The organism is Blastococcus sp. HT6-30 (assembly GCF_039729015.1).
Classification (GTDB): Bacteria; Actinomycetota; Actinomycetes; order Mycobacteriales; family Geodermatophilaceae; genus Blastococcus.
Window position 1 is genome coordinate 3194160 of sequence record NZ_CP155792.1, and the last position, 13701, is coordinate 3207860.

General features: G+C 73.3%; 9 protein-coding genes and 1 pseudogene. 3 read left to right on the forward strand and 7 right to left on the reverse strand.

All coding sequences use genetic code 11. The annotated features are described in order from the left end of the window. Position 1 precedes the first annotated feature (1 nt). Entirely contained in the window at positions 2 to 880 is an 879-nt protein-coding gene (gene htpX, locus ABC795_RS15455; RefSeq protein WP_347058054.1) for a zinc metalloprotease HtpX, read from the reverse strand. A 190-nt stretch (positions 881 to 1070) separates the two neighbouring features. Between htpX and ABC795_RS15460 the strand changes: the two genes are divergently transcribed. Both ABC795_RS15460 and ABC795_RS15465 read left to right on the forward strand, forming a co-directional pair. Then, positions 1071 to 3038: a 2-oxoacid:acceptor oxidoreductase subunit alpha gene (locus ABC795_RS15460; protein WP_347058055.1), complete on the forward strand. Its 1968-nt coding sequence runs from the start codon at positions 1071 to 1073 to the stop codon at positions 3036 to 3038. Then, positions 3035 to 4129, forward strand: a complete 1095-nt coding sequence (locus ABC795_RS15465; RefSeq protein WP_347058056.1) for a 2-oxoacid:ferredoxin oxidoreductase subunit beta — start codon at positions 3035 to 3037, stop codon at positions 4127 to 4129. The genes ABC795_RS15460 and ABC795_RS15465 overlap by 4 nt, the downstream gene beginning before the upstream one ends. A gap of 259 nt (positions 4130 to 4388) precedes the next feature. Here ABC795_RS15465 and ABC795_RS15470 read toward each other — a convergent pair. Then, positions 4389 to 5645: pseudogene (locus ABC795_RS15470) on the reverse strand (PLP-dependent aminotransferase family protein); the annotation flags it as partial. On the opposite strand from ABC795_RS15470, the gene ABC795_RS15475 reads away from it, so the two are divergent. Then, positions 5644 to 6330, forward strand: a complete 687-nt coding sequence (locus ABC795_RS15475) for a pyridoxamine 5'-phosphate oxidase family protein (protein WP_347058057.1) — start codon at positions 5644 to 5646, stop codon at positions 6328 to 6330. The pseudogene ABC795_RS15470 and the gene ABC795_RS15475 overlap by 2 nt on opposite strands. Here ABC795_RS15475 and ABC795_RS15480 read toward each other — a convergent pair. From ABC795_RS15480 to nuoL, 5 genes are all read right to left on the reverse strand, one after another. Then, positions 6314 to 7444 carry a PQQ-dependent sugar dehydrogenase gene (locus ABC795_RS15480; RefSeq protein ID WP_347058058.1) on the reverse strand — a complete coding sequence of 377 codons (1131 nt, stop codon included), beginning with the start codon at positions 7442 to 7444 and terminating at the stop codon, positions 6314 to 6316. The two genes, ABC795_RS15475 and ABC795_RS15480, sit on opposite strands and share 17 nt — an antisense overlap. Positions 7445 to 7546: 102 nt before the next feature. After that, the gene (locus ABC795_RS15485) at positions 7547 to 8602 is read right to left on the reverse strand and encodes a polyprenyl synthetase family protein (RefSeq protein WP_347058059.1); all 1056 of its coding nucleotides are present in this window, start codon (positions 8600 to 8602) and stop codon (positions 7547 to 7549) included. Further along, positions 8602 to 10140 (reverse strand): NADH-quinone oxidoreductase subunit NuoN, encoded by a 1539-nt coding sequence (nuoN, locus tag ABC795_RS15490; RefSeq protein ID WP_347058060.1) that lies wholly within the window; start codon positions 10138 to 10140, stop codon positions 8602 to 8604. The genes ABC795_RS15485 and nuoN overlap by 1 nt, the downstream gene beginning before the upstream one ends. Next, positions 10137 to 11753: an NADH-quinone oxidoreductase subunit M gene (locus ABC795_RS15495; protein WP_347058061.1), complete on the reverse strand. Its 1617-nt coding sequence runs from the start codon at positions 11751 to 11753 to the stop codon at positions 10137 to 10139. The genes nuoN and ABC795_RS15495 overlap by 4 nt, the downstream gene beginning before the upstream one ends. Positions 11754 to 11793: 40 nt before the next feature. Continuing rightward, on the reverse strand, positions 11794 to 13689 hold the full coding sequence (nuoL, locus tag ABC795_RS15500) for an NADH-quinone oxidoreductase subunit L (RefSeq protein WP_347058062.1): 1896 nt from the start codon (positions 13687 to 13689) through the stop codon (positions 11794 to 11796). Between the last annotated feature and the right edge of the window lie 12 nt (positions 13690 to 13701).

A 13701-nucleotide genomic window follows, 5' to 3' on the forward strand; every position in this document is an offset into this window, starting at 1 on the left:
TTCAGCGCTGGCCCAGCTCCCGGGCCATCTGCTCCAGGCGGGCGATCCGCTCGGGCATCGGCGGGTGGCTGGCGAACATCGACGCCATCCCCTGACCGCGGAACGGGTTGGCGATCATCAGGTGGCTCTGGGTGACCAGCCGCTCCTCCTGCGGCAGTGGCCGGGCCGCGGTCCCCCGGTCGATCACCCGCAGTGCGTCGGCCAGCGCCAGCGGGTCCTGCGACAGCTGGGCGCCCGAGGCGTCCGCCTGGAACTCGCGGCTGCGGCTGACCGCCATCTGCACCAGCCCGGCGGCGAGCGGGCCCAGCAGCATGAGCAACAGACCGCCGATCATGTTGCCGCCGCCGCGGTCCTCGTCGGACCGGCCGCCGAACAGCGACGCGAACATAGCCATGTGCGCCAGGTAGGTGATCACGGTGGCCATGGCGCCGGCGACGGAGCTGATCAGGATGTCGCGGTTGTAGACGTGCGAGAGCTCGTGGGCCAGCACGCCCCGCAGCTGCCGGCGGTCGAGCAGCTCGAGGATGCCCTGGGTGACGCAGACGGCGGCGTTGCGCGGGTTGCGGCCGGTGGCGAAGGCGTTGGGCTGCGCGGTCGGGCTGACGTAGAGCCGGGGCATGGGCTGCCGCGCCTCGGTGGCCAGCTCCCGCACGATCGCGTAGAGGGCCGGGGCCTGGGTCTGGGTGACCGGGAAGGCCCGCATCGCCCGCAGGGCCAGCTTGTCGGAGTTGAAGTACGCGTAGCCGTTGACGCCCAGCGCGACGACCAGCGCGACGACCAGGCCGCCGCGCCCGCCGATAAGCGCGCCCGCCATCAGGATCAGTCCGCCCATGAGCCCCAGGAGCAGGGCGGTCTTCACTCCGTTGTTCCAGCGCTGCACGTCCGCTCCAACGTCGTCCGTCGGGCCCCCGTTCCCGGTGGGCGACCCGCGCCCCCGGTGGAATGACGGAGCACCCGGCGCCGTTGTGCCCCGTGAACGCGGTGAAATCGTCGCCGCTGCAGCGTGTCCGGTTGCACATCCCGAGCACCGACACACGCACGTAACCTCGCCCGGTGGAGGTAGACCGCTCATGACTGGCCCCAACCCGACCATCGCGCCGTCGGACTCGAACGGCGCCCTGGCCACCACGGTGTCCAGCTCGGCCCCCGGCGGGCTCGTCAAGAGCGTCGTGGAGCTCGACCGCGTCGTCATCCGGCTGGCCGGTGACTCCGGCGACGGCATGCAGCTGACCGGCAACCGGTTCACGAGTGAGACGGCGTCGTTCGGCAACGACCTGAAGACGCTGCCGAACTTCCCCGCCGAGATCCGGGCGCCGACGGGAACCCTGCCGGGTGTCAGCTCCTTCCAGCTGCAGTTCGCCGATCACGACGTCATGACGCCGGGCGACGCCCCGGACGTGCTCGTGGCGATGAACCCGGCCGCGCTCAAGGCCAACCTCGGCGAGCTGCCCGGTGGTGGGCTGCTGATCGTCGACTCCGACGAGTTCACGCCGCGCAACCTGGCCAAGGTCGGCTACGCCACCAGCCCGCTGGAGGACGGCTCGCTGGAGGGGTGGCAGACCGTCAGCGTCCCGCTGACGTCGATGACCCTCGAGGCGCTCGCCGACTCCGGCCTGGGCAAGAAGGAGGCCGAGCGCAGCAAGAACATGTTCACCCTCGGCCTGCTGTCGTGGATGTACCACCGGCCCACCGAGGGGACGATCCGCTTCCTCGAGCGCCAGTTCCGCCGCAAGCCGGAGATCGCCGCGGCGAACATCGCCGCGTTCCGCGCCGGCTACAACTACGGCGACACCACCGAGGCGTTCGCCGTCTCCTACGAGATCAAGCCGGCCCCGATGAAGCCGGGCCGCTACCGGAACATCTCGGGCAACCAGGCGCTCGCTCTCGGGCTGGTGGCCGCCGGCCAGCGCTCCGGGCTGCCGGTGTTCCTCGGCGCGTACCCGATCACCCCGGCGTCGGACATCCTCCACGAGCTGTCCCGGCACAAGGCGTTCGGCGTGCGCACCTTCCAGGCCGAGGACGAGATCGCCGGCGTCGGTGCGGCCCTCGGCGCCTCGTTCGGCGGCGCGCTGGGCATCACGACGACGTCGGGCCCCGGTGTGGCGCTCAAGGCCGAGACCATCGGCCTCGCGGTCATGACCGAGCTGCCGCTGGTCATCGTCGACGTCCAGCGCGGTGGCCCCTCCACCGGCCTGCCGACGAAGACCGAGCAGTCGGACCTGCTGCAGGCGATGTTCGGCCGCAACGGCGAGGCCCCGATCCCGGTCATCGCCCCGCGCTCCCCCGGTGACTGCTTCGACGCCGCCGTGGAGGCCGCGCGGATCGCGCTCACCTACCGGACGCCGGTCATGCTGCTGTCGGACGGCTACCTCGCCAACGGCGCCGAGCCGTGGGCGATCCCGGACGCCGACGCGCTGCCCGACCTCACCGGGTCGGTGGCGTTCGCCACCGAGCCCAACGGCGAGGACGGTGAGTTCCTCCCCTACCTGCGCGACCCCGAGACCCTGGCGCGTGCCTGGGCCATCCCGGGTACCGCGGGCATGCAGCACCGGATCGGCGGGCTGGAGAAGGCCGACAAGACCGGCAACATCTCCTACGACCCGGCCAACCACGACTTCATGACCCGCACCCGGCAGGCGAAGATCGACGGCATCGCCGCGTCGATCCCGGCCACCGACGTCGACGACCCCGACGGCGACGCGCGCGTCGCCGTCATCGGGTGGGGCTCCACCTACGGCCCGATCGGCGCCGCCTGCCGGCGGATCCGGAGCTCCGGCCGGAAGGTGGCCCAGCTCCACCTGCGGCACATCAACCCGTTCCCGGCCGACCTCGGCGAGGTCCTGGCCCGGTACGACCGGGTGATCTGCCCGGAGATGAACCTCGGGCAGCTGGCCCTGCTCCTGCGCGCGAAGTACCTGGTCGACGTGCAGAGCCACACCCAGGTGCGCGGGTTGCCCTTCCGCGCGGCCGAACTGGCCGCGGTGATCCAGGACGCCATCGACAGCACCACCGCATCCCTGAACGGAGCACTGCAGTGACCACCGTCGAACTCGGCATGCCGGACGCGCCGACCCCGATCGACGCCGCCATCGCCCGCTCGCTCGAGCAGCACGGTCCCAAGCAGACCGAGCTCAAGGGCAAGGACTTCAAGACCGACCAGGAGGTGCGCTGGTGCCCCGGGTGCGGTGACTACGTCATCCTCAACGCCGTCCAGAGCTTCCTGCCGAGCCTCGGCATCGCCCGCGAGGACATGGTCATCGTCTCGGGCATCGGGTGCTCGTCGCGCTTCCCGTACTACATGAACACCTACGGGATGCACTCGATCCACGGCCGCGCCCCGGCGATCGCCACCGGCCTGGCCGCCTCCCGACCCGACCTGTCGGTCTGGGTCGTCACCGGCGACGGCGACGCCCTCTCCATCGGCGGCAACCACCTGATCCACGCGCTGCGGCGGAACGTCAACATGACGATCCTGCTGTTCAACAACCGGATCTACGGGCTGACCAAGGGCCAGTACTCGCCCACCTCCGAGGTCGGCAAGGTCACCAAGTCCACGCCGATGGGCTCGCTGGACCACCCGTTCAACCCCGTGTCGCTGGCCATCGGCGCCGACGCCACCTTCGTGGGCCGGGCGATGGACTCCGACCGCAAGGGGCTCACCGAGGTGCTGCGGCAGGCCGCCGAGCACCAGGGCACCGCGCTGGTGGAGATCTACCAGAACTGCAACATCTTCAACGACGGTGCGTTCGACCTGTTGAAGGACCCGTCCACGGGCCCGATGTGGACGATCCCGCTGGAGCACGGCAAGCCGCTCGTGTTCGGTCCGGACGGCGCCTCCTGCGTGGTCCGCGACGACTTCGGGGGCCTGCGGATCGCCGAGACCAACCAGGTCGAGGCGAGCGACATCGTGGTGCACGACGCCACCCGCGAGGACCCGTCCTACGCCTTCGCCCTGTCGCGGCTGTCCTCCCAGGACCTCCGCTACTCGCCGATGGGCGTCTTCCGGTCGGTGCGCAAGCCGTCCTACGAGTCGATGATGGCGGAGCAGCTCCACGAGGCGCGGCTCCAGGGCCCCGGCGACCTCGACGAGCTGCTCGCCGGCGGCGACACGTGGGAGGTCCAGGCGTAGCCGTCAGGCCAGGCCGTCGCGTGGCCCGTCTCCCCTCGGGGGAGGCGGGCCCGCGGTCGTTCCCGGTCACCTCCCGGAGCACGCCGGTCAGCAGGGGCAGCACCCGGTCCAACTCGGCCCGGTCCGGGGCGGCGAAGCCGAGCACCAGACCCGCCCGTCGGTGCGCGCCGTCCAGGTGGTGGCGGCCGAGACCGTCCAGGGCGATCCCCCGTCGGGCGGCGGCCACCAGGACCGCCTCCTCCACGGCGACGTCCGGAACGGGCACCAGCACGTGCGCACCGGCCGGGTCACCCTCGGCGACGAGACCGGCCGCGGCCACCACGGCCCGGACGTCCTCCCGCCGTCCCGACAGCTCCCGGCGCAGCCGGCGCAGGTGGCGGGCCAGGTCACCGGAGGACGCGAGCGCGGCGAGCACCCGCTGCCCGGCCCGCGCCGGCCGGGTTCCCGTAGCCGTGCGGCGGGCCAGCAGCTCGGCGCGCAGCGCCGCCGGGGCCACCAGCCAGCCGACGCCGAGCGTCGGGCTGAGGATCTTGCTCGTCGTGCCCAGGTGGACCACGACGTCGGGTCCCAGCGCCCCCAGCAGGGGCAGCGGGGCGACGTCGTAGCGCAGCTCCCCGTCGTAGTCGTCCTCGAGCACCCACCAGCCCTCAGCTCGTGCCCGGGCGACCAGCGCCTGCCGCCGCGCGGCGGACATCCGCCGGCCGAGCGGGTACTGGTGCGCCGGCGTGCAGTAGACCGCCGCCAGACCGGCGGGCAGCGCGTCGACGACCAGGCCGTCGTCATCGACGGGGGCCGGGACGACCACCAGCCCCGCCTCCCGGAGCGCGCCTCCGGCCCGCTGGTAGCCGGGGTCCTCCACGGCCACCCGACTGCCCGGCGGCAGCGTGCGCGCCACCTCACCCACCGCGGCCGAGGTGCCGCCGGTCGCGAGCACGTCGTCGGCCGTCGCCACCAGCCCGCGGTGGCGGAGCAGGTGCTCGCTCACCACCGACCGGAAGGCTGGGTCGCCCGCGGCGTCCGGCCGGAGGTCGGGCGGCACGTCACCGGCGGCACGCCAGGCGCGCCGCCACACCCCCCGGTCCAGCACCTCCAGGCAGGGCGAGCCGGCCCGCAGGTCGACCAGCGCGGGATCCGCCGGCCCCGCGGGCGACGGGCACACCCGCGCGGGCGGGGACGACGGTGCGGCACCGAGCACGAAGGTGCCCACACCCCGGCGCCCACCGGCCCAGCCCTCGGCCAGCAGCTGGTCGTAGGCGGCGGCCGTCACGGTCCGGCTGACCCGCAGTACACCCGCGAGCTCGCGCGTCGACGGCAGCCGGTCACCGGGGCGCAGGGTTCCCTCGGCGGCGGCGGCCCGCAGCGCGTCGGCGAGCTGCACCGACAGCGGGGTGCCCAACGCGCGGTCGAGCAGCAGGGGCGGGATGCCGGTCACGGTCCTCCTCACCCGGTGGCCTGTCGGAAAGGTAGCCGATTGGCCATTCCGAGAGGCCACCGCGCCCCGCAGGATCGACGGCATGGACGCTCCCGCCCCGCTCTCCCCCACCGACCGCAGCACCGTGCGCCGGGGCGCGAAGCGCGCCCGGACCGACCGCGCCGACCTCCACGCGGTGCTCGACTCCGGGCTGATCGGCCACCTGGGCGTCGACCTCGGCGGCGCTCCCGTCGTGCTGCCCACGGGCTACGGCCGGAACGGGAACACCCTCTACCTGCACGGCTCCACGGGGGCCGCGACGCTCCGGGCCGCCGGGGGCGGGGCGCCGGTGTGCTTCACCGTCACCCTCCTGGACGGCATCGTGTACGCCCGCTCGGCCTTCCACCACTCGGTCAACTACCGCTGCGCCGTCGTGCACGGCCGGGCCCGCCTGGTCGAGGACCCCGACGAGCGGCTGCTCGGCCTCCGGGTGCTCACCGAGCACCTGGCCCCCGGCTCCTGGACGGCGGCCCGCCTCCCCAACCGCAAGGAGCTGGCCGCGACCGCGGTGCTCGCTCTCGACCTGGCCGAGGCGAGCGTGAAGATCCGCACCGGTCCGCCGGGCGACGACGAGCACGACCTGACGGGCCCCGGGGTCGCCGACCCGGTGTGGGCGGGGGTGCTGCCGCTGCGCACGGTGGCCGGGGAGCCGGAGCCCTGCCCGCTGCTCCCCGCGGGCGTGGCGGTCCCGGCCCGGGTACGCGACCGGCGGGTCAGCTCCCCGGCGTGATCCGGAGCAGCCGGTCGTCGTCGCCGTTGTCGGTGACGGCGTACAGCGCGCCGTCGGCGCCCTGCTGGACGGTGCGGATCCGCCCGTAGGCGTCGTCGAGCGGCGGCACCTGGAACTGCTCGGTGAGATCGCCCTCGTCGTCGAGCCGCAGCGCCAGCACGCCCTGGTCCTTGAGCAGGGCGACGAGCAGCAGTCCGTCGTAGGCGCCCCACTCGTCGCCGCTCACGAAGGTCGCGCCGCTGGTGGCCAGGGTCGGCTGCCCCGAGGCCCAGACGGCCGGAACGGCGCCGGGGATGGACGGATCGGTCATCGGGACGCTCTCGTCGTAGGAGCCGCCGCCGTCGGGGTTCCAGCCGTAGTTCCCGCCCTCGCGCAGGAGGTTCACCTCGTCGTCCCGGTCCGGGCCGTGCTCGACGGCGTAGACCTGCCCGCTGCCGGGGCGGATGGCCAGGCCCTGCACGTTGCGGTGCCCGCTGGTCCAGACGGTGACCTCCCCGGTGGCCGGATCGGCGCGCAGCACCTTGCCGCCGAGCGAGCCGGGGTCCTGCGGCACCGTGCCGGTGGCGGTGTCGCCGGTGCCGATCAGCAGGGCGCCGTCAGGGGCGAACTCCAGCCGGCACCCGCCGTGCCGGCCGCTGCGCTCGTTGAGCGGCAGCCCGCCGACGAGCGGGTCGTCGGCCCGGGTGAGGGCGGACCAGTCCTCGGCCAGGGTCCAGGCCACCACCTGAATCTCGCCGGAGGTGGCGCCCTGGCAGCTGTAGAGGCGGCGGTTCTCCTCGAACGCGGGATCCAGGGCCAGCCCCATGAGGCCGGTCTCGCCGACGGCCCGGAGGTCGCCGAGGTCCGCCCGGACCTGCTGCACGGTGCCGTCGGGCAGGACGGCGGTGAAGCCTCCGGACCGCTCGTCGACCAGCAGGGTGCCGTCCGGCGCCTGGACGACGTCCCACGGGTGGTCCAGCCCCTCGGCGAGCACCTCGACGTCCAACTCCGGTGCGCCCGTGGGCGTGCCGGTCGGGACGGACGGCCCGGCCGGGCGCAACCCGGCGTCGCTCTCCGCGCCGGAGCAGCCGGCCGTCAGGAGGGCCGCGGCCAGCAGGACGGGGAGGGAGTGCACCTACCCAGCATGGCCCCGGCCACTGCGGGCTGCCTCCCGCCGCGGCCGGGACAGGGGACATCGGCCACGACCACGAGCCCGGGACAGTTCCGGGTGAGGGTGTCAGCTGGTGCGGATCACCACGTAGCCGCAGAGGGCGGACAGGGCGTCCCGGACGGCCCCCTCGGGAACGGCGTCCAGCCGGGCCCGCGCCCGGTCGGCGTACTGGCGCAGCACCTCGGTGGCCCGCTCGAGCGACCGGGAGGACCGCAGCAACGCCAGCGCCTCGGCGTGCTGGGCGTCGTCGGTGACGGGGCCGGCCACCAGCTCGCGCAGCCGGGCCTCCGCGGGGTCGTCACCGGCCAGCGCGAAGAGCACCGGCAGCGTGGCGATGCCCTCGCGCAGATCGGTGCCGGGCAACTTCCCGGAGACGCCGTCGCGGCTGATGATGTCGATCAGGTCGTCGGAGATCTGGAAGGCGACCCCGACCTCCTCGCCGAACTCGGTGAGAGCGGCGACCAGGCCGGCGTCCACACCGGCGAAGGCAGCGCCGAAGCGGGCCGACGTCGCCACCAGCGAGCCGGTCTTGTCCGCCAGCACGTCGAGGTAGTGGGCGATCGCGTCCTCGCCGGGCTGGGCGCCGACGGTCTCCTTGATCTGCCCGGTGACCAGCCGCTCGAAGGTGCGGGCCTGGATCCGCACGGCCTCGGGCCCGAGGTCGGCCAGGATGTCCGACGCCCGGGCGAAGAGCAGGTCGCCGGTGAGGATCGCGATGCTGTTGCTCCACCGGCTGTTGGCGCTGGGCGCCCCCCGGCGGACGGCGGCTTCGTCCATGACGTCGTCGTGGTAGAGCGTCGCGAGGTGGGTGAGCTCGCACACCACCGCGCCCCGGGTCACCTCCGGAGCAGCCGGGTCGCCGAGCTGGGCGGCCAGCAGCGCCAGCATCGGGCGGAACCGCTTGCCCCCGGCGGCCATCAGGTGACCGGCCGCCTCCCGCACGAACGGGTGCTCGCTGCCCACCGCCCGGGCCAGCTCCGACTCGACCCGGGCGAGCCCATCGGCCAGCGCTTCCCCGAGCTCGCCCTCGGGCAGCCAGGGGCCGATGGTCGACGCCGGGGTGGAGATCCGGTGCCAGGCCTCGGTGGGAGTGCCGTCGACTGCGGCACGGGCTCCGGTCATCAACCGACGAAGATAGCCGCCTGCTCGGCGAGGGCGAGCACCGCCCCGGGGAGGATGCCGAGCACCAGGGTGCCGGTGGCCGTCACCGCGAGCACGAGCGTCGTGGGCACCCCCGGAACGCCGACCGTGGGCCCGTCGGCGACCGGCTCGGAGAAGTACATCAGCACGATCACCCGAAGGTAGAAGAAGGCGGCGACCGCGCTCGCCAGCAGCGCCACGACGACCAGCGGCCAGGCGCCCTGCTCGATCGCGGCCCGGAAGACGGCGAACTTTCCGGTGAAGCCGGCGGTGAGCGGGATGCCGGCCAGCGCCAGCAGGAACAGCGTCATCACCGCCGCGGTCAGCGGGGACCGCGCCCCGAGGCCCGCCCACTGCGACAGGTGGCTCGCCTCCCCGTCGCCGTCGCGCACGAGCGTCAGGACGGCGAAGGCGCCGAGCGTGGTGAGCCCGTAGGTGAGCAGGTAGAACATCGTGGCCGCGAGACCGGAGCCGCCGCCGTCGGCGCCGAGGCCGATGACGCCGGTGAGCAGGAAGCCGGCGTGGGCGACCGAGGAGTAGGCGAGCATCCGCTTGAGGTCGGTCTGGGTGAGGCCGAGGATCGCGCCCACCACCATCGAGGCGATGGCGGCGGCGTAGACCAGCGGCCGCCAGGTCCACTCGGCAGTGCCGAACGCGACGTACAGCAGCCGCAGGATGGCGCCGAACGCCGCGACCTTCGTGCACGCGGCCATGAAGGCGGTGACCGGCGTCGGGGCGCCCTGGTAGACGTCGGGCGTCCAGGAGTGGAACGGCGCGACGCTGGCCTTGAACAGCAGGCCCACGATCAGCAGGGCGAGCCCCAGGACCAGCAGCACGCCGCCGGCGTCGGCGGTCGCCGCCTCGCGGATGTCGCTCAGGCGGACGCTGCCGGTGGCGCCGTAGACCAGCGCCAGCCCGTAGAGGAAGAAGGCCGAGGCGAAGGCGCCCAGCAGGAAGTACTTGACCGCCGCTTCCTGGGACAGCAGCCGACGCCGCCGCGCCATCCCGCTGATCAGGTACAGCGGCAGGCTGAGCACCTCCAGCGCCACGAACATGACCAGCAGGTCGTTCGAGGCGACGAAGAGCATCATGCCGCCGATGGCGAAGCTCGCGAGGGGGTAGACCTCGGTCTGCACCTCCGGCACCGTGGCGAGCTCCCGGTCCCGCGGGCTGCCCGCCGGAACGGCGGCGCTGACGACGAACGCCGACCGCGCCGGGTCCAGCGCCCGCTCGGCGAACAGCAGGATCGACAGCGCGCCCAGGCCGGCGATCGTGGCCTGCAGGAACAGTGCCGCGCCGTCGACGGCCAGCGCGCCGCCGGCGGTGACCTGCCGGGCGCCGGCGAGGAGCAGGGTGGCGAGGAAGGCGCCTGCGGTGCCGGCGAGCGCGAGCCCCACCTGCAGGGGGTGCCGGAGCCCGCGTGGGGCGAACGCCTCCACCAGGACGCCGATGCAGGCCGCACCGAGGACGAGCAGCAGCGGCGCCAGCGCGGCGAAGTCGAAGTCGGGCGCCTCGATCATCGGTCGGTCCCTCCGGGGGCGCCCAGGTCGCCGAGGGTGGCGACGACGGCGGGTTCGATGAGGTCGATCAGCGGCTGCGGGTAGACCCCCAGGCCGATGATCAGCGCGACCAGCGGCGCCACGACGGCGAGCTCCCGCCGGCTGAGGTCGGCGAACCGCGACCGGCCGCGCGCGGGAGCCGGCGCGGTCACCGTCGCGGTGGCCGCCGACGCACCACCCCGGGCGGGCTCGGTGCCCGGTGCGGGGTCGCCACCGTGCACGTCGGGCAGCAGCACGCCACGGGCCGGCCCGTGCATGGTGCGCTGGTACATCAGCAGCACGTAGAGCGCGGCCAGGATGATGCCGACCGTCGCGAGGATCGTGAACACCGGCCGCTCCGGGAACGAGCCGATCAGCACGAGGAACTCGCTGACGAAGCTGTTGGTACCCGGCAGCGCCAGGGACGCCAGGCCGGCGACCAGGAAGGCGCCGGCCAGCAGCGGAGCCTTCGCCGCGACGCCGCCGTAGTCCCCGATCTGGCGGGAGCCGCCCCGGCTGATCAGCATGCCGACGACGAGGAACAGCAACCCCGTCGCGATGCCGTGGTTGACCATGTAGAGCACCGCGCCGGTGGCCGCCTCGGTGGTGAAGGCGAAGATGCCCAGCGCGATGAACCCGAAGTGCGAGATCGACGTGTAGGACACCAGCCGCTTCATGTCGCTCTGCCCCATGGCCAGCAGCGCGGCGTACAGGATGCCGACGACCGCCAGGACCAGCACGAACGGCGCCAGCTCACGGGAGGCGTCGGGGAACAGCGGCAGGCAGTAGCGCAGGAAGCCGAACGTGCCCACCTTGTCGAGCACGCCGACCAGCAGCACCGCTCCGCCGATCGGGGCCTCGGCGCCGGAGTCGGGCAGCCAGGTGTGGAAGGGCACCAGCGGCGCCTTGATGGCGAAAGCGACGAAGAAGCCCAGGAACAGCAGCTTCTGCACGTCGGGGTCGATGTCCAGCTGCCGGAGCGCGTCGAAGGCGAAGGTGCCCTCCCCCAGCTGACTGGTGCTCACCACGTACAGCCCGATGACCGAGGCGAGCATGACCAGCCCGCCGACCAGGCTGTAGACGAAGAACTTGACGGCCGCGTACTGCCGGCGCGGCCCGCCGAAACTGCCGATCAGGAAGTACATCGGAACCAGCATCGCCTCGAAGAAGACGTAGAAGAGCAGCACGTCGGTGGCGGCGAAGACGCCGACCATCATCGCCTCGAGCAGCAGCAGCCAGGCGAAGAAGACCCGGGCCGGGCGGGGCCCGGCGTCGGCCTCGTGCCAGGAGGCGCCGATCACCAGGGGCACGAGCACGCCGATGAGCAGCAGCATCACCAGCGCGATGCCGTCGACCCCGAGGGCAAACTCGGAGCCGAAGTCGGGGATCCAGGACACCGCCGTCGTCAGCTGGAACCGCTCGCCGCCGGCGTCGAAGGCGACCGTGGTGAGCACCGCGAGCAGCAGGACGACGAGGCTGACGCCGAGCGCGACCTGTTTGGCGAGCAGCTCCCGCCCACGCGGCAGGGCGGCGACCGCCGCGGCACCGACGGCCGGCACGGCGATCATCGCCAGCAGCCAGGGGAAGTCGCTCACTGGTCGGTTCCCTTTCCGAGGAGGGGTGGGGTCTGCCGGTTCATCCGGCCGTCACCGCCAGGAGGGCGCCGGCCACCACGACCGCGCCGCCGAGCATCCCGAGCGCGTAGGTGCGCACGAAGCCGGTCTGCGCGCGGCCGAGCCGGGCGGACGAGCCGCCGAGCCCGGCGGCCAGGCCGTTGACCGCGCCGTCGACGCCGCGGTTGTCGACCCACACGAGCGCGCGGGTGAGCCACTGCCCCGGGCGCATGAACAGCGACTCGTTGACCGCGTCGGCGTAGAGGGCCTGGCGGGCCGCCCGCGTGACGGGCGAGACCCGCACCGGGGCGGTGAGCGGCACCTCCCGGCGACCGACGAACAGCCAGGCGAGCGCGACACCGGCGAAGGCGACGAGCGTGACCACGAGCCCGACGACGGCCGGCGCCACCACGTGCGCGGCCTCCGCCGGCTCGCCGAAGACCGGCTCGAGCCAGCCCGAGAGCGGGAAGACCGCCACGAGCAGGGCGCCGGCGAACACCGAGCCGAACGCCAGCACGATCATCGGCGCGGTCATGATCGACGGCGACTCGTGCGGGTGGACGCCGTCGTCCCACCGGGCCCGGCCGAAGAACGTCATGAGCATCAGCCGCGTCATGTAGAAGGCGGTCAGCCCCGCGCCGAGGACCATCACGCCGCCCAGGACCCACCCCCAGACGTCGTCGCGGTCCAGCGCCGCCTCGATGATCGCGTCCTTGGTGAAGTACCCCGAGAGGAAGGGGAAGCCGATCAGCGCCAGGTAGCCCAGCCCGAAGGTGACGAAGGTGACCGGCAGCTTCCTCCACAGCGCGCCGAACCGGCGCATGTCCACCGAGTCGTCCATCGCGTGCATGACCGACCCGGCGCCGAGGAAGAGGCCGGCTTTGAAGAAGCCGTGCGCGAGCAGGTGCGCCAGCCCCGCGACGTAGCCGGCCGGGCCGAGCCCGACGGCCAGGAACATGTAGCCGATCTGGCTGACCGTCGAGTAGGCCAGCACCTTCTTGATGTCGTCGTAGGCACACCCGGCGATCGCGCCGATCAGCAGGGTCAGGGCGCCGACCGCGAGGACGACGGCCCGCGCCGTAGGCGTCAGGTCGTAGATCGGCGCGGAGCGGGCGATCAGGTACACGCCCGCGGTGACCATCGTGGCGGCGTGGATGAGCGCGGAGACGGGCGTGGGCCCCTCCATCGCGTCGGGCAGCCACGCCTGCAGCGGGAACTGGCCGGATTTGCCGCAGGCACCCAGCAGCAGGAGCAGGCCGATGGCGGTGATCGTGCCGCCGGCCAGGGTGCCCACCGACCCGAAGACGCCGGCGTAGGACGTCGTCCCCAGCTGGGCGAACATCACGAAGATCGCCAGCGCCAGGCCGACGTCGCCGACCCGGTTCATGATGAACGCCTTCTTCGCCGCGGTGGCCGCGGCCGGGCGGGTGTACCAGAAGGCGATGAGCAGGTAGGACGCCAGGCCGACGCCCTCCCAGCCCACGTAGAGCGCCACGAAGCTGTTGCCGAGGACCAGCAGCAGCATCGCCGCGACGAAGAGGTTCAGGTAGGCGAAGAAGCGGCGGCGTGCGGGGTCGTGCGCCATGTAGCCGATCGAGTAGACGTGGATCAGCGAGCCGACACCGGTGATCAGCAGCACGAACACCGCCGACAGCGGGTCGTAGAGCAGCCCGGCGGTGACGTCGAGCTCACCGGTCGCGACGAAGGTGAACAGCTCGACGTCGGCGGCGCGCTCGTCGAGGCCGGCCAGCTGCACGGTGCACGCCACGGCGAGGACGAAAGCCGCCACGACCGTCGCCGTCCCCAGCAGGTGACCCCAGCGGTCGGTGCGCCGGCCACCCAGCAGCAGCACCGCGGCACCGGCCAGCGGCAGCGCGATCAGCAGCCAGGAGGCGGCGAGGAGCCCTTCAGCAGGCACTGCAACCCCGTC

Excerpts from the sequence above, each read along its gene's own strand:
- ABC795_RS15485 (WP_347058059.1), bottom strand. The coding sequence starts at position 8,602 with ATGACCGGAGCCCGTGCCGCAGTCGACGGCACTCCCACCGAGGCCTGG.
- nuoN (WP_347058060.1), bottom strand. The coding sequence starts at position 10,140 with ATGATCGAGGCGCCCGACTTCGACTTCGCCGCGCTGGCGCCGCTGCTG.
- ABC795_RS15460 (WP_347058055.1), top strand. The coding sequence starts at position 1,071 with ATGACTGGCCCCAACCCGACCATCGCGCCGTCGGACTCGAACGGCGCC.
- ABC795_RS15475 (WP_347058057.1), top strand. The coding sequence starts at position 5,644 with ATGGACGCTCCCGCCCCGCTCTCCCCCACCGACCGCAGCACCGTGCGC.